The 23,378-nt window shown below is 74.4% G+C and carries 19 protein-coding genes; 9 read left to right on the top strand and 10 right to left on the bottom strand.

Going from position 1 to position 23,378, the window contains the following annotated elements; genetic code table 11:
- Positions 1-75 precede the first annotated feature (75 nt).
- Positions 76-1,242: an alanine--tRNA ligase-related protein gene (locus M4J07_RS10030; protein WP_255970016.1), complete on the top strand. Its 1,167-nt coding sequence runs from the start codon at positions 76-78 to the stop codon at positions 1,240-1,242.
- 68 nt (positions 1,243-1,310) lie between these two features.
- Positions 1,311-3,095 carry an AAA family ATPase gene (locus M4J07_RS10025; protein WP_255969908.1) on the top strand — a complete coding sequence of 595 codons (1,785 nt, stop codon included), beginning with the start codon at positions 1,311-1,313 and terminating at the stop codon, positions 3,093-3,095.
- Here M4J07_RS10025 and M4J07_RS48225 read toward each other — a convergent pair.
- The 4 genes from M4J07_RS48225 to M4J07_RS10005 form a co-directional block, all read right to left on the bottom strand.
- On the bottom strand, positions 3,064-3,831 hold the full coding sequence (locus M4J07_RS48225; RefSeq protein ID WP_255969905.1) for a DUF2877 domain-containing protein: 768 nt from the start codon (positions 3,829-3,831) through the stop codon (positions 3,064-3,066). The genes M4J07_RS10025 and M4J07_RS48225 overlap by 32 nt on opposite strands.
- Positions 3,832-3,839: 8 nt before the next feature.
- On the bottom strand, positions 3,840-5,249 hold the full coding sequence (locus M4J07_RS10015; RefSeq protein WP_255969903.1) for a YlbE family protein: 1,410 nt from the start codon (positions 5,247-5,249) through the stop codon (positions 3,840-3,842).
- Positions 5,246-6,772: an acyl-CoA synthetase FdrA gene (gene fdrA, locus M4J07_RS10010; RefSeq protein ID WP_255969902.1), complete on the bottom strand. Its 1,527-nt coding sequence runs from the start codon at positions 6,770-6,772 to the stop codon at positions 5,246-5,248. The genes M4J07_RS10015 and fdrA overlap by 4 nt, the downstream gene beginning before the upstream one ends.
- 104 nt (positions 6,773-6,876) lie before the next feature.
- On the bottom strand, positions 6,877-8,466 hold the full coding sequence (locus tag M4J07_RS10005) for a PucR family transcriptional regulator (RefSeq protein ID WP_255969899.1): 1,590 nt from the start codon (positions 8,464-8,466) through the stop codon (positions 6,877-6,879).
- Positions 8,467-8,635: 169 nt separating this feature from the next.
- Between M4J07_RS10005 and M4J07_RS10000 the strand changes: the two genes are divergently transcribed.
- The 4 genes from M4J07_RS10000 (at position 8,636) to M4J07_RS09985 (ending at position 12,723) form a co-directional block, all read left to right on the top strand.
- Positions 8,636-9,673, top strand: a complete 1,038-nt coding sequence (locus M4J07_RS10000) for a carbamate kinase (protein ID WP_255969896.1) — start codon at positions 8,636-8,638, stop codon at positions 9,671-9,673.
- A gap of 11 nt (positions 9,674-9,684) precedes the next feature.
- Positions 9,685-10,749, top strand: coding sequence for an acetamidase/formamidase family protein (locus tag M4J07_RS09995; protein ID WP_255969893.1), 1,065 nt, complete (start codon positions 9,685-9,687; stop codon positions 10,747-10,749).
- A 5-nt stretch (positions 10,750-10,754) separates the two neighbouring features.
- Positions 10,755-12,005: an amidohydrolase family protein gene (locus M4J07_RS09990; RefSeq protein WP_255969890.1), complete on the top strand. Its 1,251-nt coding sequence runs from the start codon at positions 10,755-10,757 to the stop codon at positions 12,003-12,005.
- Between the two features lie 157 nt (positions 12,006-12,162).
- Positions 12,163-12,723, top strand: a complete 561-nt coding sequence (locus M4J07_RS09985) for a DUF1097 domain-containing protein (protein WP_255969887.1) — start codon at positions 12,163-12,165, stop codon at positions 12,721-12,723.
- Positions 12,724-12,734: 11 nt separating this feature from the next.
- Here M4J07_RS09985 and M4J07_RS09980 read toward each other — a convergent pair whose 3' ends face one another.
- The 3 genes from M4J07_RS09980 to M4J07_RS09970 all read right to left on the bottom strand — a co-directional run bounded on the left by M4J07_RS09980 (position 12,735) and on the right by M4J07_RS09970 (position 16,233).
- Positions 12,735-14,186 carry an amidase gene (locus tag M4J07_RS09980; protein ID WP_255969884.1) on the bottom strand — a complete coding sequence of 484 codons (1,452 nt, stop codon included), beginning with the start codon at positions 14,184-14,186 and terminating at the stop codon, positions 12,735-12,737.
- Positions 14,183-15,508: a purine-cytosine permease family protein gene (locus M4J07_RS09975; RefSeq protein WP_255969881.1), complete on the bottom strand. Its 1,326-nt coding sequence runs from the start codon at positions 15,506-15,508 to the stop codon at positions 14,183-14,185. Before M4J07_RS09975 ends, M4J07_RS09980 begins: the two co-directional genes overlap by 4 nt.
- Before the next feature lie 188 nt (positions 15,509-15,696).
- Positions 15,697-16,233 carry a GlcG/HbpS family heme-binding protein gene (locus tag M4J07_RS09970; RefSeq protein ID WP_255969878.1) on the bottom strand — a complete coding sequence of 179 codons (537 nt, stop codon included), beginning with the start codon at positions 16,231-16,233 and terminating at the stop codon, positions 15,697-15,699.
- Positions 16,234-16,558: 325 nt separating this feature from the next.
- On the opposite strand from M4J07_RS09970, the gene M4J07_RS09965 reads away from it, so the two are divergent.
- Complete coding sequence (locus tag M4J07_RS09965) at positions 16,559-17,812, top strand: amidohydrolase (RefSeq protein ID WP_255969875.1); 1,254 nt, start codon at positions 16,559-16,561, stop codon at positions 17,810-17,812.
- A 26-nt stretch (positions 17,813-17,838) separates the two neighbouring features.
- Here the strand turns inward: M4J07_RS09965 and M4J07_RS47855 are convergent, their stop codons facing one another.
- Positions 17,839-18,858 carry an Lrp/AsnC family transcriptional regulator gene (locus M4J07_RS47855; protein ID WP_305127502.1) on the bottom strand — a complete coding sequence of 340 codons (1,020 nt, stop codon included), beginning with the start codon at positions 18,856-18,858 and terminating at the stop codon, positions 17,839-17,841.
- Between the two features lie 125 nt (positions 18,859-18,983).
- Here M4J07_RS47855 and M4J07_RS09950 point away from each other — a divergent pair, with 125 nt between their 5' ends.
- Both M4J07_RS09950 and M4J07_RS09945 read left to right on the top strand, forming a co-directional pair.
- Positions 18,984-20,408, top strand: coding sequence for an MFS transporter (locus tag M4J07_RS09950; RefSeq protein WP_255969872.1), 1,425 nt, complete (start codon positions 18,984-18,986; stop codon positions 20,406-20,408).
- Positions 20,405-21,613 (top strand): amidohydrolase, encoded by a 1,209-nt coding sequence (locus M4J07_RS09945; protein WP_255969869.1) that lies wholly within the window; start codon positions 20,405-20,407, stop codon positions 21,611-21,613. Before M4J07_RS09950 ends, M4J07_RS09945 begins: the two co-directional genes overlap by 4 nt.
- Here M4J07_RS09945 and M4J07_RS09940 read toward each other — a convergent pair.
- Together M4J07_RS09940 and M4J07_RS09935 are read right to left on the bottom strand one after the other, a co-directional pair.
- Entirely contained in the window at positions 21,580-22,242 is a 663-nt protein-coding gene (locus M4J07_RS09940) for a response regulator (RefSeq protein ID WP_255969865.1), read from the bottom strand. The two genes, M4J07_RS09945 and M4J07_RS09940, sit on opposite strands and share 34 nt — an antisense overlap.
- Positions 22,239-23,198: a sensor histidine kinase gene (locus tag M4J07_RS09935; RefSeq protein WP_255969862.1), complete on the bottom strand. Its 960-nt coding sequence runs from the start codon at positions 23,196-23,198 to the stop codon at positions 22,239-22,241. The genes M4J07_RS09940 and M4J07_RS09935 overlap by 4 nt, the downstream gene beginning before the upstream one ends.
- Positions 23,199-23,378 lie beyond the last annotated feature (180 nt).

Here is a 23,378-nt window from a genome sequence, read left to right as displayed (position 1 = left end):
GCCCTTCCCGCGGACCGTCGTCCGGTGCCTCCCGCTCGCCCCGCGAAGGAGCCACAGACCATGAACACGGAACCGATGACGACCGAGCACGTCGTGCGCACGTTCGTCGAGTACTACGAGGACCGCGGCCACCACCGCGTCACCGGCTCGACCCTGCTGCCGCCGCCCGGCGACCCGGTGCTGTTCACCACGTCCGGAATGCACCCCCTCACCCCGTACCTGGAGGGCCGTCCACATCCGCTCGGCAGACGTCTGGTCAACGTGCAGCGCTGCCTGCGTACCACGGACCTGGACGAGGTCGGCGACTCCACGCACCTGACCGTCTTCGAGATGCTCGGCACCTGGTCGCTGGGCGACTACGAGGGGCCGCAGAGCCTCGACTGGGGATACGGCCTGCTCACCGAGGGCCTCGGTGTCGATCCGGGGCTGCTGCACGCCACCGTCTTCGGCGGTGACGAGCGGACCGGCCTGGACACCGATTCCCTGGAGGTGTGGCAACGGCTCGGCGTCCCGGTCGAGTTGACGCTCGACGACAACTGGTGGTCGAACGGGCCCACCGGTCCGTGCGGCCCCGACTCCGAGATCTTCCTGTGGACCGGCGACACCCCGCCGGAGTCGACACCGACCGGCGACGACCGCTGGGTGGAGGTGTGGAACCACGTGATGATGCGGCACCGCAGGCTCGACGACGGGTCGCTCGTCCCGCTCCCCCAGCGCAACGTCGACACCGGCCTCGGTCTGGAGCGGCTCGCCTCGCTGCTGCAGGGCAGACCGTCGGTCTTCGAGTGCGACGTCTTCGACCCGTGGCGCCGGCTCCTGCCGCCGCTGTGGCCGCTGGACGAGTCCTCGCTGCGGCTGGTCTACGACCATCTGCGCTCGGCCGTCGTGGTGCTCGGCGACGGGGTGCGTCCGGGCAACACCGGCCGCGGCTACGTGCTGAGGCGCCTGCTGCGGCGCGTCCTCACCGTCCTGTGGCGCGACGACCCGTCGCGCGAACTCGGCGATCTGCCGGGTGAGTTGGTGCGGCACACGCTGGACCACTTCCGTCAGGACATGGATCCGGAGGAGGTCGTGCGGGTGCTGTGCGACGAGGAGCGGCGGTTCCGCGGGCTCCTTGAGCGGGGCCGGCGCGTCCTGTCCCGGCCGCGCTTCCAGGGCCCGCTGGACGAGGAGGACTTCCACTACCTGCACGACACCCACGGTCTGCCGCGCGATCTCGTACGGGACCTGCGGTCGCGGTGACGGTCCGCACCCGGCCGGGGCCGCCCGTTCGCCCTCCACGGCACCGGGCGAGCGGGCACGATGACCGGGTGCGCAACGACATCAGCGGCGGCGTCTTCTTCGGCGCGGTGGTCCAGGGCGAGACGGTGACCGTGCACCTGCCCCCGGCCACCGCGCCGGCGCTGTCCGGGCTGCCGCCCGCGTCCGCCGTGTTCACCGGGCGGGAGCGGGAGATCGGCGAACTGCTCGCCGGGCTCCGGCCCGGGGAGTCACGGGTACCGTCCGCGACGCTGGTGACCGGGCTCGGCGGTCTGGGCAAGACGGAGCTGGCCGTGCAGGTCGCGACGCGGGCGGTGCGCGAGGAGGGGTGGTTCCCGGGCGGGGTCCTGTTCGTGGACCTGTTCGGGTACGACCCCGAGCGCCGCGTCTCGCCCGAGCACGCGCTCGACGGTCTGCTGCGGTCCCTGGGCGTGGCGCCCGAGCAGATCCCCCAGGATCTCCAGGGCCGCTCCCGGCTGTTCCGCAGCGCGCTGGCCGCGCTCGCCTCGGCCGGCCGTCGGATCCTGGTCGTCGTCGACAACGCCGGTGACGCCGGGCAGGCCACTCCCCTGCTGCCGACGGACGGCACGACGGCCACGCTGCTCACCTCCCGGGACACCCTGGATCTCGGCGCCCGGGTCATCGAACTCGGCGGCCTGGACGAGTCCGCCGCGATCCGGATGCTGGACGGGGTCGTACAGGAGGCTCGGGGCCCGGGCGACACCCGGGTGCGGGACTCCCCGGCCGGGGCGGCCGCCGTCGCCCGTGCGTGCGCCGGCCTGCCGCTCGCCCTGCGGATCGCGGCGGCCCTGCTGGCCGACCATCCGCGGCGCCCCCTCACGTCCCTCGCCGACGCCCTCACCGCGCAGCACTCACGACTGCGGCGGCTACGGCGTCAGGAGCGGGCCGTGCGCGGCGCGTTCGACCTGTCCTACGAGCGGCTCGACGCGGACCAGGCGCGGATGTTCCGGCTGCTGTCGGTCAACGCGGGTCCCGACGTCTCCACGGAGGCGGCGGCCCGGCTCGCGGACTGCGACGCGTACGACGCGGAGGAGTTGCTGCAGGACCTCGCCCGTGCGCATCTCATCGAGGCGGGGACCGTGTGGGGACGCTGGCGGATGCACGATCTGGTGCGGTTGTACGCGGAGGAGAGGGGGGAGCACCATGCCGCGGACGACGAGCGCGCCGGCGCCCGCAAGCGGCTCCGCACCTACTACTTCGGGACCTGCGCGAAGGCCGTCAGCAGAGCCAAGTTCTCGTTCCGGAACGGCCGCCGACTCGCCGTCGTGAACGCCGGAGCCAGGTTTCCCGCATGGGTGGACGCGAAGCACTGGCTCGACACCGAGCGGTCGAACCTGGTCGCCGAGACCACGTCGGCGCGGCTGCACGGCCACGCGAACGCGTGCGCCGCACTCGCCTTCGTCGTGGGCCCGTACCTCACCCACCGGTTCCACTTCGACGACTTGGTCACCTTGGCCCAGAACGTGCTGGACGTCGCGAACGGCTCGGACGACCCGGCGCCCGGGGTCGCCCGAGTCCTGGCGCATCTCGGCCGGGACCTGGAACACCACGGCAGTCACGAGGTCCGCGCCCTGCTGCCCGTCGCCCTCGCCGTGCAGCACAAGGCCCTGGACGTGTTCCGCGACCACGGTGACCGTCGCCGCGAGGCGTGGACCCTGGCCGACGTCAGTCGCACGCTCCACGTGCTGCGCCGGTTCGACGAGGCGGAGGAGGCACTCGACCGGGCCGAGGCCCTCTACCGTGAGCTGGACCATGAATCCGGCCTCGCCGAGGTGCACTGGGTCAGATCCTGTCTGCACAGTCGCACGTACTGACCACGGCTGCCAGCCCCATCACCACCCCTCGCGCCAGATCCGCCCCCGAGTGATGCCCGACCGCCAGCAGCGGGCGCGCGTCGAGCATCGACGGTGACGTCACGTCGGCCAGCACACAAGCGAGTTGAGGGATGCACTCACCGCGCACCGCGTGCCGCAACAGCGCAGCCGACACCAGCGGGGTGCGCGCCTCGGCGTCCCGCACCGCGGCGGCGAGTGCTCCGGTGGGGCGGCCCATGGCGTGCCGGGCGAGAAGTGCGCCGCACAGGACGTCGTCGCCGGACGGGGTGAGGCCGGGGCCCCGTCCGACCAGGGCGCGGCCCGCGCCGACGATCCGCTCCGGGTCGTCGGCGCGCAGGGCCGCGCGGAGTCCGGCCAGTTCGGGGCCGCCCGGTCCGGCGGCGTGCGCCAGTTCCGCACACCGGTCCGCGCGGACGGGGCCGGTGAGGAGGCCCTGGGCGCGGGGCGGCGCCCAGGACCCCTCGGCCCGGACGCACCAGGGGCCGACGGTGACGCGGCCGGCGCCGATCACGACGGGCGTCCCCGGTCGGGGCCGCGGTGGCACGGCGCCCGGGAGGAGGATCCCGTTGGGGACGCGGACGGCGTCGGGGTGGATCAGGGCCACGGCCGGGCGGCCGGGGTCGCCGGTGGTCACGTACAGGGCGAGGCGGGTGCCGGCGACCACGCGGCCCTGGCGCACCGGCCCGTGCACCAGGTCGGCGACCGCCTCGCTCACGACTCCCGTCAGTCGCACGGCTCGTGGAACGCGGCGAGTGCCTCGGTGAAGCACCGCAGCGGGGCGTGGGTGAGGCCGGCGCCGATCTGTCCGATGCCGGGCTCGCGGTGCGAGATGCCGGTGGTGACGACCGGTTCGAGGCCGGTGTCCACGACCTTGCGGATGTCGATGCCGACGGGGCTGCCGACGAAGTCGAGTCCCGGCAGTTGGTAGTCGCGGTGCCGGCCGAGGGTCAGGCCGGCCATCTCGCGGCTGATCCGGCGGGCCCGTTCGGGGGTGCCGCCGACGAATCCGACGATGGCGGGCGCGGCGGCGATCGCGAAGCCGCCCAGGCCGTGGGTCTCGGTGATGGCGCTGTCGCCGATGTCGGGGTTGGCGTCGTCGGGGCCGAACCCGGCGAAGTAGAGGCCGTCGACGGCGGCGGCGGGGGCCCGGAACCAGGCGTCGCCGAGGCCGCTGACCCGGATGCCGACGTCGACTCCGTTGCGGGCGAAGGCGGTGACGAGGGTCGAGTGCTCCACGCCGTGGCCCGCGTCCATGGCCAGTTTGCTCGCCGCCATCGAAAAGTTGAGGAACCAGTAGTTGTTCCCGCTGAGGAAGTCGAGGGCCTCGACGCCGCCGAGATCGGCGGACCGGGCGAGTCCCGCGGCCAGTTCGCGGGTGAGCAGCGCGCTCGCGGCGGTGTTGCGGCTGTGGCACTCGTCGCCCATCTGGAGGGCCTGTGCGGTGAGGCCGCGCAGGTCGACGGGTTCGTCCCGGGAGCGCAGCGCGGCGCGCAGGCTGGGTCCGAGGCGCTCCCCCATCCAGCGCAGGCGGGTCATCACGTCGTCGCCGAGCGCGCCGTAGCGCAGGCAGCGTCCCTGCCCCTCGTTGAGGTTGGAGTAGGCGCGGCGTCCGGTGTCCCGGTCCTCGACGACGAGCAGGGGCATGGAGCGCGAGATGATGCCGGCCATCGGGCCGACCGCGTCGTGGTGGTGGCACGGTTCGAAGTGGATGCCGCCGTCGGCGGCGAGGCGTTCCGCCTGTTCCGGTGTCTCCGCCCAGCCTTCGAGGAGGGCCGCGCCGACGACGGCCGCCCGCATGGGGCCGCACATCCGCTCGTACGGGAGGGGCGGGCCGGCGTGCAACAGGAGGCGTTCCTCGGCGAGTTGCGGGATGAGGTCCTGGGCCGGGGCCACGTCGACCAGGAGCGGCCGGACCGCGAGGACGGCGTCCAGGGCGCGGGTGTTGGCCCGCTCGATCGCCGGGTGGGAGGTGAGCCGGGCGAGTTTGGCGCCGAGGTCCTCGTCCCCGGCGGCGGGCGGGCGCCACTCCACCTGGTGCACGGTGGCGCCCGCGTCGGCCGCCGGTGCGGCGAAGCCGTCCACACCGACCGCGACGATCCGCGGCGCCGCCGCCAGCAGTCCTGACGTCGTCATACGCCCTCTCCGATCCTGACCTCGACCTGCGGTGCGATGACGGCCACCGCGTCGGCGGCGGCCCGTGCGGCGGCCGTGCCGCTGCCCATGACGACGGCCCCGGCATCTGCCAACAGGCGCTTCTGTACGTCGAGTTGCTGGGGGTCTCGGTCGGTGCCGACCACGAAGGCGAGCACGAGGGGGCCGTCGTCGGGGGTCGGCCGTCCGGCCAGGACCCGGACGATCTCACCGGCGGGGTCCGGTGCGGCGCCGTGGCCGATGACCACGTCGAGGAGGACGACGGCCGTCGACGGGTCGTCGAGCGCGGCCGTCAGGTACGCGGTCCGTACCGTCGGGTCGATCATGGGGTGCGGGCGTCCTGTGGTGTACGCGTCGTCGCCGAGGTCGAGCACCAGGTGAGCGGCGGGCAGGGCGGGCGGTGCGCCCGGTGGCGGGGCGGGTGTCTCGCGGGCGACGGCGCCGAGGCGGGCGCGGAGCAGGAGTTCCGCCTCGTACGCGAAAGTGCCGCCCGCGTACAGTCCGCGCACCCAGCGCCGTGGCTCCCGGGGAGGGCGCGGAGTCGCGGTCTCGGCGGCGGGCACGGGGTGGCCGAGGGCGAGGGACGCCGCCGCGCGCGCCGCTTCGTCCAGGGTGGCGACCTGGGTCACGCCGGGCGGTGCCGTGCCGGAGGCGGCGCCGAGGAAGCAGGCGACGACCGGTTTGCCGATGCCCGCCGCCCGTTCCAGTACGCGGCGGGCGACCCGGGGCGCGGGCGGCTTCGAGACGAGGACGACGACCTCGGTGGTCGGGTCGGCGGCCAGCAGGTCGAGGGCGGCGAGGGTGGAGAGGCCGCCGATCTCCTCACTCAGGTCCCGGCTCCCGGTGCCGATGAGGTGGCTGACGCCCGCGCCCATCGCGTGCACGAGGCAGGACACCTGCTGCAGTCCGGTGCCGGAGGCGCCGGCGAGTCCGATGCCGCCGCGCCGCACGGCGTTGGCGAAGCCGAGGGGGATCCCGGCGACGAGGGACGTCCCGCAGTCGGGCCCCATCACCAACAGGCCGCGCCATGCGGCTTCTTGTTTGAGTGTCAGCTCGTCGGCGAGGGAGACGTGGTCGCTGAAGAGGAAGACGTTCATGTCCCGGCGCAGGGCTTTCAGCGCTTCGGCGGCGGCGTACGGGCCGGGGGTGGAGATCAGGGCGAGGTCGGTGTCGTCGGGGGCGGCGGCCAGGGCGCGCAGCGGCACCTCGCCCTCCGGGGCCGCAGGCCCGGGCGTCTCGGCGAGCGCGGCCAGGGCGGCGGCGAGGGCGGCCGTGGCCTCCTCGTCGTCGGCGCACCGGACGGCGACCACCAGGTCGTTGGGGCCGGCGGAGCGGCCCTCGTCGGCGAGCAGCCCGGCGCGGTCGAGGACGTCCTGGTTGGCGGTGGTGCCCATGACCAGGCTCGCGGTCAGGACGCCGGGCCGCTCGGCGATCCGCGCGGCCGCTCGCATCAGCGTGACCGAATCGGCGTACAGGTTCGTGTGGACGGCGTTTCGCAGCACCATGGCCCCGACTGTAGGCAGCACGCACCACGCTGCGGCATGGCCCGGGCTGCCAGCACTCGCCCGGCGTTTACCGGCACCAGGTGACAGTGACCTCGGCGCGCGGGTCAGCCGCGGTCGCGGGCGGTGAGCATCCGGCGGGCGTGCACGGCGAGTTCGGTCTGCAACCGGCTCATCGGGGTGCGTTCCAGGCCCCCCGTGAGGCGTTCGATCTGGCGCAGCCGGTAGCGCAGGGTGTTGTAGTGGATGTGCAGCCGGGCGGCGACCGCGACGCCGTTGCGGTCGTGCAGCAGATAGGCGCCGAGGGTGTCGACGAGGCTGCCCTCGTGGTCGCGGTCGTAGTCGAGGAGCGGGCCCAGCGCGTCGGCCACGAGCCGGCGCAGCTCCTCGTCGGGGAGGTGGCCGAGCAGCCGGTAGACGCCGAGTTCGGCGTAGCCGCGGACGAAGTCGGGGCCGTGCACCTCGCGGCCGAGGGTGAGGGTCTCCACGGCCTCCGCGTAGCTGTGGTGGAAGTCGGCGAAGTCGTCGCGGACGGTGCCGGCGGCGACGACGACGTCCCAGTCGGGGTGGGCGGCGGTCACGGCCCGGTGGACGGCGTGGCAGCGGTCGGTCAGCGCGTCGCCCGCGGCGACCAGCATGGCGAGGCCGCCCTGGCAGCTCCAGATGACGGCGTCGTCGCCCGCGGCCCGCCGGGCGAGCGGCAACAGGCGTTCCTCCAGGGCGAGTTCGCTGCACGGCGAGGCACCCTGCGCGTCGGTCACCTCCAGCAGGACGGCCGCGCGCGGCAGCCAGGGGTTCCAGCCCATCGCGGAGGCGCGGCGCACCGTCTCCGCGCGGTCTCGGGGCGGCCGGGAGACCAGTTCCATCAGCATCAGGGCGCGGTAGCGCTGCTCCCGGCTGGTGACGGCGCGTTCCTGGGCGGCGATGGTGGCGGCGACGGTCGTGGCGTGCTCCAGGGCGACGATGCGGTGGGCGTGGCCCTGCAGGCCGGTGTCGTCGTCGGGGTCGGTGGCGGTCCACAGGCCGACGCTGCCCGCGGCGCGGCTGTCGACGTGGACGGTGCGGCTGTGGGCGGGCGGTTCGTCGGTGGGCGGTGCTCCGGCCGAGGCGAGGACCGCGCCGTGCTCGTCGAGGACGGCGGCCGCGCAGCCGGAGAGTTCGAGCAGGACGTTCATGAGGTCCTGGTAGGAGCCGCCGCCGATGGCGACGCGGGTGAGCCGTTCGTGGATGGCCCGGGAGTGCTCCAGCTCCAGCGCCTGCCGGTTCAGGACGGTGCCGATGACCTCCGAGAGGATGTCGTTGAACATGACGCCGCCGGGCAGCTCCACGACGGGGAAGCCGAGTTCGTCGGCGAGGCGCAGCATCCGCGGGGGCAGCCGGGACAGGTAGGGGCCGACCTTGACGCCGAGTCCGGCGAGGCCACGTTCGGCGAGGACGGGGACCAGCGCGCACAGGGCGTCGACGTCGTCGCGGACCGCGTAGGCGGTGGTGAGCAGGAGTTCGCCGCCGCGCATCCAGCGGACGATGTCGGGGACCTCCATTATGTTGACGACGCGGATGCGCCGGCCGTCGCCGCGCGCGCCGGCGACGAGTCTGGCCCCGCTGAGACAGGGCAGTTCCAGGGCTTCGCGCACGGTGAGCCCTGCTCCCGGTGCGGGCGGTGCGTCCTGCTGCGAGCCGGTGCCGTATACCGTCATGCCCAGTCACTATGCGTCGGGCCGGTTCGATGGGTAATACCCGCGGCGTAACTTCCGTGTTTCCCGGTGCTCACCGCCGCGTCGCTGTCACGTGCTGCCAGCCGGGAGGGGGCGGCGCTGGCAGAACGTGCTCATGACCTGCCGTTCCACCCCGGCCTACGGTTCGGCCATGACTCCCCCGACAGCGCACCGTACGGCAGTGGTGGCCATCGGCGGCAACGCGCTGCTGCGGGGCGGCGCCCGCGCCACCATCGCCGAACAGTTCGACGCCGCACGGCAGTTGGCCGCTCCGCTCGCCGCGCTCGCGACCGGCGGACAGCGGGTGGTCGTCACCCACGGGAACGGTCCGCAGGTCGGTTTCATCAAGCGCCGCTCCGACCTGGTGGCGCCGCTGGCCCCCGAACTCCCCTCCCTCGACCTGGACATGTGCGTCGCGGACTCGCAGGGCAGCATCGGCTACATCCTGGCGAGCACGCTCGGTGAGCTGCTGCCTGGGCGGGTGGCGGCGCTCGTCACGCACACCGTGGTGGCGGCGGACGACCCGGCCTTCGCGCGTCCGACGAAGCCGATCGGGTCGTTCCTGACCGAGTCGGCGGCCCGGGCGCTGGCCGCCGAGCACGGCTGGAGGGTCGCCGAGGACGCGGGTCGCGGCTGGCGGCGCGTCGTGCCGTCGCCGCGGCCCGTGCGAGTCCTTGAGACGGAGGCGGTCCGCAGTCTCGCCGCCGACGGGTTCACGGTCATCGCGGGCGGGGGCGGCGGCATCCCGCTGCGCGAGACGCCCGGCGGAGGCTTCCGGGGCGTGGAGGCGGTCATCGACAAGGACCTCACGTCGGCGCACCTGGCCGGCGCCCTGGACGCGAAGCTCCTCGTCATCACGACGGGCGCGGACCGGGTCGCCGTCGACTACGGCCGGCCGGGGCAGCGCTTCCTGGACCACATCGGCGCCGACGAGGCCGAACTCCTGCTCGCGCAGGGCCAGTTCCCCGAGGGGAGCATGGGTCCCAAGATCCGGGCCGCCCTGGAGTTCCTGGCCGGCGGTCCCGGCCGGGTCGTGCTCATCACGTCACCGGACCGGCTCGCGGCGGCGCTCGACGGCGCGGGCGGCACCCGGATCACCGCCACCACCGCCTCCGCCACCGCCACCGCTTCCCCGACCGCAGCCCCGGCGTCAGCACCGACGCCCGCACCGACCGTCGCACCGACCTAGGGAGACCCTGCATGCTGCTTCAGGCGGGCCACGGGCCCATCGACGGCGCCCACTACGTGGCGGCCGACCCCGCGAACGTGCTGTGGGGGCGGCTGCCGTGCCGGGACACGAAGGCGGTCCTGACCGTCGACTCCGGGGCGACCGTCACCTTCGACACGGTCTCGCACGAGGGCATCCTGGAGGACCAGGGCAGCGATCCGGTGGCGTTCTTCGGGGCGTTCGGCGTCCCGAAGGGCGAGGTGCTGGACGACGCGCGGGAGCTGGCCTCGTCACTGCTCGCCCGCGACCCCGCGGCCGACGGACCGCACGTGGTCCTCGGCCCGGTCCGCGTCCGCTCGGCCCACCCCGGCGACGTGCTCAAGGTGGAGATCCTCACGCTGCACCGCCGCACCGACTACGGCATCGTCTCCACCCGGCACACACGCGGTGCGCTCCCCGACGAATTCGCCCTGGACGGGCCGGAGTTCACGTTCTGCCGGGCCGACGGCGACACGGGTTCCCTCGCGTACGGCAGCGGCTCCGGCGCCTCGCGCGAGCGCCGGGCCCGCTTCCCGCTCGCCCCGTTCCCCGGCATCCTGGGCGTCGCCACCGACACCGCCGAACGGCCGAACAGCATTCCGCCGGGGGCGCACGGCGGCAACCTCGACATCCGCCACCTCCTCACCGGCAGCGCCCTCTACCTCCCCGTACAGACCGAGGGCGCCGGCTTCCACATCGGCGACCCGCACTTCGCGCAGGGCAACGGCGAGGTGGCGCTCACCGCGTTCGAGGCGCCGCTGCGGGCCACCGTCCGGCTCACGGTCGTCAAGGGCGCGGCCGCGCACCTGCTCGCCCGCCCGTTCGCCGAGACCGACGCGCACTGGATACCCGTCGGCCTGCACGAGGACCTCGACGAGGCGATGCGGGACGCCGTGCGCGCGGCCCTCGACTTCCTCACCGGGCACATCGGCATGGCACGGCACGCGGCCTACGCCTATCTGAGCGCCGCCGCCGACTTCGAGGTCTCCCAGGTCGTCGACCAGGTCAAGGGCGTGCACTGTCTCATCCGCAAGGCCGACTTCGGTACGGAGGCGTGAACCCGATGGCCGATCTGATCCTGCGCGACGCCCGGGTCGAGGACGCGGCGGCACCGAGCGACATCACCGTCACCGACGGCCGCATCAGCGCCGTCGGTGCGGCGCCGCCCGCCGGGACGTGCGAGGAGATCGACTGTGCGGGCCGCGTCGTCGTGCCCGCCTTCGTCGAGCCCCATCTCCACCTGGACAAGGCGCTGTTGGACGGGCTGCGGGCCAATCCGGACGGGACCCTCGCCGGGGCGATCTCGGTCACCGGCGCCCTCAAGGCGGACTTCACCCACGACAACGTCCGGGCGCGCGCCCGCCGGGTCGTCGAGTCGGCGATCCTCAACGGCACCACAATGATCCGCGCGCATCCCGACGTCGACCCGATCGAGGGGCTGATCGGCGTCGAGGTCCTCGTCGAACTGCGGGCCGCGTACGCCCACGCGCTCGACCTGCAGATCGTGGCGTTCCCGCAGGAGGGCGTGCTGCGCTCGCCGGGCACGGAGAAGCTGCTGCGGGCCGCGCTCGCCGCCGGCGCGGACGTGGTCGGCGGCTGCACCTACAACGAGGCCACACTGGAGGACTGCCGCGCCCACGTCGAGCTGGTCCTCGACCTCGCCGTGGAGCACGGCGTACCGGCCGATCTGCACGCCGACTTCGGCGACGACGCCTCCGATCCGCGCTACGCCCTGGCCGAGTTCATCGCGGAGCAGACCGCGCGCCGCGGCCTCGGCGGCCGGGTGGCGCTCGGCCACATGACGTCCCTGGCAGGGCGCCCGCCCGCCGAACGGGCCCGCGCCATGGCCGCGTTGGCGGCCGCGGGCGTGGCCGTCGTGCCGCTGCCCGCGACCGATCTGTACCTCGGCGGGCGCGGTGACACGACCGCGGTCAGGCGGGGCGTCGCGCCGGTGCGCGAGCTGTGGGACGCGGGCGTCCTCACCGCCTGCTCGTCGAACAACGTCCGCAACGCGTTCACCCCGTACGGCTCGGCCGACCCGCTCGACACCGCGCTGCTCCTGGCCCAGACCGGGCACCTCTCCGGCGCCGCCGATCTGCGCCGGGTGCTGCGCATGGTGACGTACGAGGCGGCGCGGGTCGTCGGCGTCCACGACGGGTACGGGGTCCGGCCCGGTGCCCGCGCCGATCTGCTGGTCCTGGACACCACCGCGTACGACGACATCGTGCTCGACCGGCCCGAACGGACCTGGGTCATCAAGGCGGGCCGCGTCGTGGCCCGCTCGACCCGCACCCGCGAACTCCTCGTGCCCTGAGGCGACTTCAGGGCACGAGGCACCCCCCACGACCTGTTTCCTCACGACTCGCACCCCTCACCACTCGCACCCCTCACGACTCGCACCACACCGCACCCGCACCCGCACCCGCACGGCTTTGCGCACCTCCATCGACCCCTCCCGCCAAGGAGCCCTCATGCGCGAACGCCTCCCGCACGAAATCGTCGCCTCCGTCCTCGCCGGCCTCACGGCGTTCATCGGCGGCACCGCACTGCATCTGCCGCCGTGGGCGATCTTCATCTCCTGGGCGGGCACGTTCCTGCTCGGCGGCCCCTCCCTCGCCAACGCCCGGCGGCTGTGGCTCGCCATGCCGGCGGGTTCCACGTTCGCCCTCGTCATCGTGCTCGTCGAGGAGCACGCGGGAACGGCCTTCGGCGAGGGCCAGTTCGCCCGCAACTGCTTCCAGGCGCTGGTGATCCTCGTGGTCAACAGCGCGCTGATGTACGCGGGCCGCATCAAGGCGCTGGCGCTGATCCCCGGCATGTTCTTCGGCTTCGCGAGCTACTTCGCGACGTTCTTCGGGGGCTTCGGCTACGACGCGGGCAACCCTTGGTCCGCGTGGATCTGCGTCATTGCGATGAACGCCCTGGGCCCGGTCTTCGCCTACCTCTCGATGAAGCTCACCTTCCCCGTGAAGGAGGCGAAGAACGCGGACGAGTCGCCGGCCCCGGCGCCCGCGGCGGCGGATCCGGCCTGACCGGGCGGGTGCTACGGGGCGGGCCACCGGTCCGCCCACGGCGCCGCCCGCTCGAACGCGGCGGCCAGCCGCAGGACGTCGGCGTCGGCCAGGTGCCGGCCGGTGATCTGCAGCCCGACGGGCAGCCCGTCCCGGGTCGTCCCCGCGGGCACGCTGATCGCCGGCTGGCCGGTCAGGTTCTGCGGGAAGGTGAATCCGGTCCAGGCCGTGTCGGGCACCGCCCGGCCGTCGATGACGGTGGGCCCCTGGATGTCGACGGGGAACGCGGGCACGGCCGTCGTCGGTGTCACCAGCACGTCGTACGCGGACATGAAGCGCGCCATCCGGTTCACCACGGCCTTGCGGACCAGGTTGGCGTCGGTGAACTGCTCGGCCGTCCACGGCCGTCGCATCATCGCGACGAGGTGCGGCGACATGCGCTCCCCGTGCACGTCGATCAGCCGGCGCATGCCGGTCAGGTCCGTGTCGGCGGCGATGAGCGCGGCGAACGCCTCGCCCGGGTCGGGCCAGCCGGGGTCGGCCGCTTCCACCCGGCAGCCGAGGTCGCGTTCCAGGACGCGCACGGCGTCGCCGACGACGCGGCGCACCTCGGGGTCGACGGCGAGGTAACCGAGGTCGGCGCTGTAGGCGACCCGCAGGCCGGTGACGTCGGCGGGCGGGGCGGCCGCCGTCCAGTCGACGTCGGCGCACGGTACGGAGTGCCGGTCGCGCGGGTCGGGGCCGGCCAGCACCGACATCATCAGGGCGGTGTCGGCGACGGTGCGGGTGAGCGGCCCGATGTGCTCCAGCGACTCCCAGCCGGAGACGCCCGGAAGGCGCTCGTCGCGGCAGCCCGGCCACACGGGCACCCGCCCCATGGACGCCTTGAACCCGACGAGTCCGCAGTGGGCGGCCGGCACCCTGACCGAGCCGCCGCCGTCGGACCCGAGCGCGACCGGGGCGAGCCCGGCCGCGACCGCCGCCGCCGATCCGGCGCTGGAGCCACCGGGCGTGAGGGCGGTGTTCCACGGGTTGCGGGTGGTCGGGAACAGCGGGTTGTGGCCGGTGGCGCTGTAGCCGAACTCGGAGGCGTTGGTCTTACCGACGACCACGGCACCGGCGGCCAGCGAGCGTTCGACGACGATGTCGTCCTCGTCCGGGACGAAGTCGGCGTAGGCCGGTGACCCGGAGGTGGTGCGGATGCCCGCCGTGCTGATCAGGTCCTTCACACCGAGCGGGAGCCCGGTGAGCGGGCCCGGGTCCGCGCCCCGGGCGAGGCGGTCGGCGAGGGCCCCGGCGCGGACGCGGGCCTGTTCGGGGACGAGGGTGCAGTACGCGGCGAGGGTGTCGTCGACGTCGGCGATCCGGTCGAGGACGGCGTCGACGACCTCGACCGGCGAGATCTCCAACGCCCTTACGCCTGCGGTGAGTTCGGTTGCGGACAGGCTCCACAGGGCGCGGTTCGTGTCGGGCGCCGCGGTCATCGGGCCGCTCCTTCGCCGCGGTGGGCCGTACGGTGCGGCAGGCGTTCCAGTGCCGCGTAGGCCACGGCCGCGACGGCGATCCCGACGAGCGCGTCGACGGCGCCGGGCAGCAGGTAGTGGGCGGCGGTGGCGGCTCCCGCGCCCAGCGCCCACGCGAGGAGGGCGGGCCAGCGGTAGGCCGTGGCGGAGCGGGTGGCCGTGCGGCTGCGCAGGACCACCTGGTCGGTGATGAGGATCGCGCCGATCGGCGGGACGAAGATGCCGAGCAGGTTCAGCCAGTCGACGAAGTGCGCCCAGATCCCGGTCAGGGCCGCGAGCAGGCCGAGCGCGCCGAGCACCAGTGCCAGCGGGCGCATCCGGCCGGGGGTGAGCGCGGACCAGCCGACGGCGCCGTTGTAGAGGCAATGGGCCGCCACGGAGCCGAGGTTGGCGAAGACGAAGATCACCGCGAGGGTGGTCAGGAACGGGCCGTGGCCGGTCAGCAGGCCGAGGAAGCCGCCGCCGTCGGCGGCCGGGTCGGCGGCGCCGCCGACCGCGACGACGAGCCCTCCGACGAGGAAGGCCACCGAGTTGGCGAAGGGGAAGGCGCACGCCGCGGCGACGACCGCGGATCGCCCGCTCTTCGCCCAGCGGGTGAAGTCGGCGGTCATGGTGCCGGAGTCGGCGAACCCGGCGATGACGATGCTGACGGCCGCCCCGAACGACAGGGCGGTACCGGGCCCCGCGTAAGTGAGCGCGGAGCCGAGGGACACGTCCCCGATGCCGTACCAGAGGGCCACGGCGGCCAGCACGACGAAGAGCGGGGTGGCGATCAGGCCGATCAGGGACAGGGCGCGGATCCCGGCGACGGTGAGCACGGCGAAGAAGGCGCCGCCGGCCAGCGCACCCCACAACGTGGCCCAGCCGAGGGCCTGTTGGAGGTTGGTGCCGGACAGTCCGATCTGGAAGGAGTACCAGCCGATGACGACGGTCGACAGGAACGCCGCGGGTATCCGGGCGCCGAGCGTGCCGAAGGTGCGGGCGGTCTGCTGGGCGAAGTTCTCGCCGCTGCGGCCGGCGAGCCAGCTGAGCGCGCCGACGTAGCCGAACAGGACGAGGTTGCCGAGGACGATCGCGACGGCTCCGGTGAGGAAGCCGAGGTGGTAGACGATGACGCCACCGAAGACGGCGTTGCCGAGGTTCATCGGGAAGCCGAACCAGACGGCCGACACCGACAGCAGGCCCTTGCGGGCGGCCTGCGGGACGGGCTCGTGCTCGTACTCGGCGTGTGGATCGGCGGTGGACCGCGCGGTGCGCGGCGTGCTGGTGCGGACGGTGCTCACGGACGCTCCCCGGGTAGGCGGTGTCCCGTCAGCGGCTCAGGGACGTGCCACAGCAGAGTGGCCGTGGCGCGGTCGTCGCGTCACTGTCACCCGCTGCCGGGGATGGGGGCCCGCTTCCTGGCAGTCGTGCACCACGCCGGGCGCGGCGCGAGAGCCCGGGGCCCGCGCGCCGCGTCCGGCGGTCCCTCCTACTTGAGGGCGTCGACGCCCGCCTGGGCGAACTTCTCGTCCAGGTCGCCCGACGGGGCGCCGGCGACGCCGATGCCCGCGATCGGGGCCTTGTCCGCGGTGACGGGGGCGCCGCCCGCGAGGAACAGCGTGTTGGGGATGTCCTTCAGCGTCGGGGCCTTGTCCAGCCGCTCGGCCAGCTCGGAGGTCGGGGCGTTCCAGGAGACGGCGGTGTACGCCTTCTTCTCCGCGGCCTCGTAGGACTGCGGTCCCGCACCGTCGCCGCGCAGCGTCAGGACGGTGTTGCCGTTGCGGTCGACGACGGCGACGGAGACCTTCTGGTTCTCCTTCTTCGCGGCGTCGAGCGCGGCCTGCGCGGCCTTCGACGCGGCGTCGATCGTCAGGTGCGTGGACGTGGTGGTGTCGGCGGCCTGCGCGGCGGCGGGGGCGGCCTGCGGCGCGGCGGTCGCGGAGACGGTGCCGAAGGTACCGGCGGCGACGGCGGCGAGGACGGCGGCACCGGTGGCGACGCGGGCGCGGCGGGAGAGCTTCTGCATGGGGGTCAACTCCTGGGATTCGTCGGCGACATCGTGGGGGTACGACGTCCGCCCGTGGGGTTCCGAACGTGTGGGGGCGGACCCTGCGTCCGGGCCCTGCGAGCTCGGGCTCCGGTGGGTCCGGCGCGCTGTCCCGCTCTGCACTCCATCCTGGGCCCGGGACCGGGGCCGCCCCGTCGACGTTCCGGGTCGGGCCGGCGGGCCGAGCGGACGAGGCCGGGGTCGACCGATCGGATGACCCTCCCGTCGGCGCGCCCGGCGACGACGGCGCCGGGTCGCCGTACGGTGAGCTCCGTTCGGCGATCGGCGAAGGAGAGGCTTGACCATGGCGCACACGGTGACGGCGGGGCTGGCGAAGATCCGGGAGGACCTGGCCGGGCTGTACCAGGACCTGCACCGGCATCCGGAGCTGTCGCGGCAGGAGCACCGGTCGGCCGCCCTGCTCGCCGGGCGGCTGCGGGCCGCGGGCGTGGACGAGGTCACCGAGGGCGTCGGCGGCACCGGGGTCGTCGGGGTGCTGCGCGGCGGTGACGGTCCGGTGGTGATGCTGCGGGCCGACTTCGACGCGCTGCCGGTGGAGGAGAAGACCGGGCTGCCCTACGCGAGCGAGCAGCGCGGCGTGGACGCCGACGGCACCGACGTGCCGGTGATGCACGCGTGCGGGCACGACATGCACGCGGCGTGCCTGGTCGGGGCGGCGACGCTGCTGGCCGGGGCGCGCGAGCAGTGGCGCGGCACCGTGCTCCTGGTGTTCCAGCCCGCGGAGGAGCTCGGCTGCGGCGCCCGCGACATGGTCGACGACGGGCTGTTCGACCGCTTCCCCGCCCCGTCGATCGTGCTGGGCCAGCACGTGGGACCGCTGCCCGCCGGGTTCGTCGGGCACGGCAGCGGACCGGTGATGGCGGCGGCGGACTCGCTGGACGTCACGCTGCACGGGCGCGGTGGGCACGGCTCGCGGCCGGAGGCCACCGTGGACCCGGTGCTGATGGCGGCGAACGTGGTGACCCGGCTCCAGGGGGTCGTCTCCCGGGAGGTGCCGCCGGCCGAGTCGGCGGTCGTCACGGTCGGCCGGCTGCAGGCCGGCACCAAGGACAACATCATTCCCGACAGCGCCGGTCTCGGCGTCAACATCCGCTCGGCCACGGAGCCGACGCGCGCACTCGTGCGGGCGGCGGTGGAGCGCATCGTCCGAGCCGAGGCCGCCGCGAGCGGCGCGCCGCGCGAGCCCGACCTCGCCTGGTCCGGGGCGGTGCCGGCGCTGGTCAGCGACCCCGCGGCCACCGCGACGACGCTGGCCGCTTTCACCGACCACTTCGGGGCGGAGCGGATCATGCCGATGCCGCCGGTCAACGCGAGCGAGGACGTCGGGGTGTTCGGCGCGTCGCTCGGGGTGCCCACGGTCTTCTGGTTCTGGGGCGGGCTCGACACGCAGACGGTGGTGTCGGCGCTGCAGGAGGGCCGTCTCGACGAGCTGCCCGGGAACCACTCGCCGTACTTCGCCCCGCTGATCGAGCCGACCCTCAGCACGGGCGTGGAGGCGCTCACGGTGGCCGCGATGACGTGGCTGGACACGCCCTGACCATCCGGGCGGCCCGGCCCGGTGCGCTACCAGGGGCGGATCGCCCGTAGCCCCACGCGCCGCCCGTCCTCGTCCAGCAGGTGGCCCATCCGCTTGACCGTGTGGAGGCCGACGATCCGGTCCGTCACGGTCAGCGTGGGCAGCCGGGCGCACAGCGCGGTCTCCCGGCGCTGGATGTCGCCGAGGTCGTGCACCCACAGCGTGGCGAAGATGTTGGCGCGCCCGGTGACGCCGGCGACGAGCCGGCACTCGGGCAGCGCGGCGAACGTGCGGTGGACGGCGGCAGTGTCCCGCGCGGGCGCCCGGCCGAGCAGGGAGACGGGGACCGGGCGGCCCGCCAGCGCCGCGGCCATGTCGCAGCGCAGGGTGAGGATGCCGGAGTCGTCGAGGCGGCGCAGTCTGCGGCGGACGGTGGCGGGGCTGCTGTCGGCGTGCTCGGCGAGCGCGGCCAGGCCGAGCCGGCCGTCGCGGACGAGGGCGTCCAGGAGCGCCCGGTCCACGGTGTCGAGCTCCACGGTGGGCGACGCGTCGCGTGCGCCGGATCCCGGCGCGCCCAGCGCGGTGAGCTGGTCGGGGGCGAGGGAGCGCAGCCGCCAGCGGCTCCCTTCGACGGACAAGGACGTCGCGAAGAGGCAGTCGACGGAGACGAGTCCCGGCAGCGTCTCGAGCCGCTCCGTCAGGAAGCGGGTGAGCGCCGGCAGATCGGGGGCGAGGACGTCCAGGAGGAGGTCGGCGCTGCCGGGGCCGGTCAGTTCGATGGTCACGGCCTCCTCGAACGCGCAGAGCCGCTCGGCGATCGCGCCCCGGCTGCCCGGGGCGCAGCGCAGCAGCACGAACGCGGTGCAGCGGGTACGGGAGAACTCCCGGCCCGGCGCCGCGTACACCCAGGCGAGTCCCTCGCCGGTCAGCCGTTCCCAGCGGCGCGCGAGGGTGCCCGCGGTGACGCCGAGGAGGGGTGCCAGCTCGGTCCAGGAGGCGCGCGGGCGCAGTTGGAGCGCGTTGACGAGGGCCAGGTCCAGTTCGCTGACGGTGACCGTTTCTCGCATGCGACAGCCTCTCTGCGCCTGTTTCCGTCGATGTGACGGCTCGGTTCGGCCGCAGCCCGCACAGTAGCCAGCACTTTCGGTTCGGGCCACCAGAAGGAGTGAGCACGGTGGACAGAGGTGCGGGCTTGGGCACCGGTCGCGCGATGGTCGGCGCGATGGCGGTCGTCGTGGTGTTCAGCGGCGTCGTCCAGGGGTATCTGACGCCGCTGCTCCCGGAGTTGGGGCAGCGTCTCGGCATCGGGGCGGTGGGGCAGAACAATCTCTATCTGCTGGCGCAGTGCGCGTTCGCGGTCCTGACGCCGCTGCTGTCGCGGCTCGGCGACCTGTTCGGACACCGCAGGCTGCTGCGGGTGGCCCTGACGATGGTCGCGGCCGGATCGCTGGCGATGGCGCTGCGGCCGACGGTGGCGACGCTCGCGGCGGGCATGGTGCTGCAGGGCGCGGTGGTCGGCTTCTTCCCGCTGCTGGCGGGAATCCTGCGCTCCCGGGCGCCCGAGCGGGGCCGCAGCGGGATGGCGGTGCTGGTCGGCGCGCTGCTCATCGCGATCGGCGTGGGCGGTCTGGTGGCGGGCGCGCTCAGCGAGCGGCACGCCGAGGCGGGGCTGTGGACGGCCGTCCCGGTGGCGGTCCTCGCGGTCCTGGCGGGCGTTCTGCTCCCGGACAGCGACACCCCGCGCGGGGGCCGCTTCCACTACGGCGCCGCCGCCCTGCTCACGGTCGGGCTGATCGCGCTCGTCCTGGTGCTCGCGCAGGGCGGCGCCTGGGGCTGGACGTCGGCGCGGTCGCTGGGCGTCGCGGCCCTCGCGGTGGTCGTGCTGACGGCGTGGGTGGCGGTGGAACGGCGTGCGACGCATCCGCTGGTGAGCGTGCGGATGCTGCGCGACCGACGGCTCGCCGTGATCAGCGCGCACACCTTTTGCGCGGCGTTCGGCACGATCGGCTTCCTGGGCGCCAACGCCCTGTTCCTCGGGGCCGATCCGGCCCGCTCGGGCTACGGCATGGGCCTCGGGCCGCAGGCCATCGCGACGGTGTCGCTGGCCATGGTCGTCGCCGGGTTCGCCGGGTCGACGGCCACGCCGCGGCTGGCCCGGCTGATCGGTGACCGCGCGGTGCTCGCGACGGGCGGCGCGCTGATCGCGCTCGGTTTCCTGGGCCTGGCCCTGTTCCACACCACGCTCCCCCAGTACGTGGCGTCGGCCCTGGTCGTCGGGCTGGCCACGGGCCTGTTCGAGTCGATCACGCGGACGCTGTCGGCGGAGGTGGTGCCCGAGCGGCAGACCGCGCTCGCGGTGGGCCTCAACGAGCTCGCGCTGTCGCTCGGCGCGGCCATCGGCGCCGCCGTGATCGGCGGCGTGTTCGCGGCCCACCAGACCGGTGGCGGGGACGGCCGGATCGCCCTCTCCGGCTTCGTGTGGAGCTGGTGCCTGTGCGGCGGGGTCGCGCTGCTCGGCGCCCTGTGCGCGCTCGCCTACGCCGGGCCGCGGACGACCTCGCACCCGCTCGCCGCGCCGCGGCCGGGCCACGTACCGACGAAGGAGGGCCTCACGTGACGACGCCGACCACGGTCCAGGACACGGTCCACGAGGCGATCCGCCGCCGCCGTGAGCAACTGGTCGACCTCAGCCACGCCCTGCACGACGATCCCGAGACGGCCCTGGACGAGCACCGCGCTGCGGCCCGGATCGGCGCACTCCTCGACACGGCGGGCTTCGCGGTGAGCCGCCCGGTCGCGGACCTGCCCACGGCCCTCGACGCCACGTTCGGCGACGGCGACCTGGTGATCGCCTTCTGCGCCGAGTACGACGCCCTGCCGGGCATCGGCCACGCCTGCGGGCACAACGTGAACGGGGCGGCGGCCGTCGGCGCCGCGCTCGGCCTCGCGGCCGTCGCCGACCGGATCGGCGTCACCGTGCGGCTGATCGGCACGCCCGCGGAGGAGGACATCGGCGGGAAGGTGCTGCTGCTGGAGGCCGGGGTCTTCGACGACGTGGCGGCGGCCATGATGGTGCACGCCGCCGCCGAGGACAGCGTCGCCGCGTCGTCGCTCGCCATCGGCGCCTGGGACGTCGTCTACCGGGGCCGGCCGGCCCACGCGGCGCTCGCACCCTGGGAGGGCGTCAACGCGCTCGACGCGCTGACCGTCGCGCAGACGTCGATCGGTCTGCTGCGCCAGCACCTGCCGCCCGGCTCCCTGGTGCACGGCATCGTCACGGACGGCGGCAGCGCGCCGAACGTCGTCCCGGACGTCACGCGCGCCCGCTACGAGGTGCGGGCCCCGAGCGCCGAACAGCTCGCGCTCGTCCAGGGCCGGGTCGCGTCGTGCTTCGAGGCGGGCGCCCTGGCGACCGGCGCGCGGCTCGCACTGGAGCCCCACGGGCGGGACTTCGCGGATCTGCGGCAGGACGCGTTCCTGACGGAGGCGTACACGGCCGCCGCGCGCGGCCTGGGACGGACGCCGGTGTCCCGGCGCGGCGAGTCGATGGCGTCGACCGACATGGGCAACGTGTCGCGGCTGCTGCCCGCGATCCATCCCACCATCGGCTACGACACCGGGGGCGCCAGGCAGCACACGGCGGAGTTCACCGCGTACGGGAGGACGCCGGGCGCCGACCGTGCGGTCCTGGACGGGGCGGCGGCGCTCGCGCTCACCGCGGTAACGGCCGCGTGCGACGACGGGCAGCGCCGGCGGCTGCTCCGGGCGGTCGCCGCACGCGGCGCCGGTCACGGTTCGATGAGCCCCACGCGGATGGCGTAGCGGGTGAGTTCGAGGCGGTCCTTGAGGCCGAGCTTCTGCAGGAGGTTGGCGCGGTGCCGTTCCACGGTCTTGACGCTGATGAACAGCAGGTCGGCGATCTGCTGCGAGGTGTGGCCCTCGGCGACCAGCTTGAGGATCTCCTCCTCCCGCTCCGTGATGGTCCGGGCGGGCACGTCGTCGCCCCGGCGGATCCGTTCGAGGTGGTCCCGGATCAGCGCCTTGAGGGCGCCCGGGTACACGAACGGTTCGTCCCGGGCGGCGGCCCGGCACGCCTCGACCAGGTCCCGGTCGGCCACCGACTTCAGGACGTAGCCGCAGGCACCGGCCTTGAGGGCCTCGAAGAAGAACTGCTCGTTGTCGTACATCGTCAGGATCAGGATGCGCAGTTCCGGCTGGACGCGGGCCAGTTCGCGGGCCGCCTGCAGGCCGGTGAGGCGGGGCATCGCGATGTCGAGGACGGCCAGGTCGGGTCGCTCGGACCTGGCCAGCGCGATCGCCTCGGCCCCGTCCCCGGCCTCCGCCACCACGGTCAGCCCCGGCTCCCGGTCGAGGATGAGCCGGACCCCGCGCCGGACCAGCGCGTGGTCGTCCGCGAGCAGGATCCGCACCTCGTCGCCGCTCCCGCTCATCGTCCGCTCCCGGCGGGCGCGACGGGCACGTCGAGGCGCACCTCGGTGCCCCCTGACGTGCCGTCGCGGACGGTGAGTTCGGCGCCGACCAGCAGGGCGCGCTCCCGCATCCCGCGCAGTCCTGCGCCCTCGGCCGCGCCGCCGGTGCCGCACCCGTCGTCGCGGATCCGCAGCACCACCCGGTCGTCGGTGGCGCGGATGTCCAGGGCGGCGTGCGCGGCGCCGGAGTGCCGCACCACATTGGTCAGGCCCTCCTGCGCGACCCGGTAGACGACCAGTTCGGCCGCCCGGTCGAGCGGTGGCAGCGGCGCCGCGACGGTGCTGGTGACCTTGGTGTCGGCCCAGTCGGTGTACTCGTTGGCCAGCGAGCGCAGGGCGCTGACGAGGCCGAGTTCCTCCAGGACTCCGGGGCGCAGCCGGCGGGCGATGCGCCGGACCTCGTCCAGACCGGCGCGGGTCGTCTCCTGGGTGCGGATCAGCTCGTCGCGCAGGCCGTCGGGCGCCTGGTCGGCCGCGCTCTTCAGTTCCAGGAGCACCGCGGTCAGGGTCTGGCCGACCTCGTCGTGCAGTTCCTGGGCGATCCTGCGCCGCTCCGCCTCCTGCGCGGACAGGGCGCGCGCCGCGCTGGCGGCCCGCTCGGCCTCCAGTCGGTCGAGCATCGCGTTGTACGTCTCGATCAGCGCGGCCACGTCCCCCTGCCCGGACGCGACCGGGCGGTCGCCGGGGCGCAGCAGGTCCGTGGTGGTCATGGCGCGGGTCAGCCGCTGCAGCGGCGCGAGGCCGACCCGCAGCAGCGCCGCGTTGGCGGTCAGCATCACCACGAGGCCGGCCGCCAGGATCAGCGTCTCCGTCAGCACCACGGGCGTGGAGACGGTCACGGGACCCAGCAGGAGGAGCGCCACCGCGGCGAGCAGCACGGTGGCGTTCAGCAGGAAGATCCGCCAGAACAGGGACACGGACGCGCGGCCTCCTCGCCGGGTGGGTGCGGTGGTCTCACCGCCCAGGCTCCCCGTTCACCAGGGGGTGTGTCCATCGGGGCCGACACCCATGTCCGCCGGTCCGCGACCCGTGCATGGCGGGCCCGGGGCGATCTGGGTGGCGCACCCCATGGTGGCGGGCCGCGCCGGACGCGACGG

This window comes from Streptomyces longispororuber (assembly GCF_024448165.1).
In the GTDB taxonomy this organism is placed as follows: domain Bacteria; phylum Actinomycetota; class Actinomycetes; order Streptomycetales; family Streptomycetaceae; genus Streptomyces; species Streptomyces longispororuber_A.
Note: the sequence above shows the minus strand (reverse complement) of the source record. Positions and strands in the feature narration are given on the sequence as shown.

Bases quoted from the DNA above. Each gene is read 5' to 3' on its own strand.
- M4J07_RS10030 (WP_255970016.1), top strand. From the start codon at position 76: ATGACGACCGAGCACGTCGTGCGCACGTTCGTCGAGTACTACGAGGAC.
- M4J07_RS10015 (WP_255969903.1), bottom strand. From the start codon at position 5,249: ATGACGACGTCAGGACTGCTGGCGGCGGCGCCGCGGATCGTCGCGGTC.
- fdrA (WP_255969902.1), bottom strand. From the start codon at position 6,772: ATGGTGCTGCGAAACGCCGTCCACACGAACCTGTACGCCGATTCGGTC.
- M4J07_RS10005 (WP_255969899.1), bottom strand. From the start codon at position 8,466: ATGACGGTATACGGCACCGGCTCGCAGCAGGACGCACCGCCCGCACCG.
- M4J07_RS10000 (WP_255969896.1), top strand. From the start codon at position 8,636: ATGACTCCCCCGACAGCGCACCGTACGGCAGTGGTGGCCATCGGCGGC.
- M4J07_RS09995 (WP_255969893.1), top strand. From the start codon at position 9,685: ATGCTGCTTCAGGCGGGCCACGGGCCCATCGACGGCGCCCACTACGTG.
- M4J07_RS09990 (WP_255969890.1), top strand. From the start codon at position 10,755: ATGGCCGATCTGATCCTGCGCGACGCCCGGGTCGAGGACGCGGCGGCA.
- M4J07_RS09985 (WP_255969887.1), top strand. From the start codon at position 12,163: ATGCGCGAACGCCTCCCGCACGAAATCGTCGCCTCCGTCCTCGCCGGC.
- M4J07_RS09980 (WP_255969884.1), bottom strand. From the start codon at position 14,186: ATGACCGCGGCGCCCGACACGAACCGCGCCCTGTGGAGCCTGTCCGCA.
- M4J07_RS09970 (WP_255969878.1), bottom strand. From the start codon at position 16,233: ATGCAGAAGCTCTCCCGCCGCGCCCGCGTCGCCACCGGTGCCGCCGTC.
- M4J07_RS09965 (WP_255969875.1), top strand. From the start codon at position 16,559: ATGGCGCACACGGTGACGGCGGGGCTGGCGAAGATCCGGGAGGACCTG.
- M4J07_RS47855 (WP_305127502.1), bottom strand. From the start codon at position 18,858: ATGCGAGAAACGGTCACCGTCAGCGAACTGGACCTGGCCCTCGTCAAC.
- M4J07_RS09940 (WP_255969865.1), bottom strand. From the start codon at position 22,242: ATGAGCGGGAGCGGCGACGAGGTGCGGATCCTGCTCGCGGACGACCAC.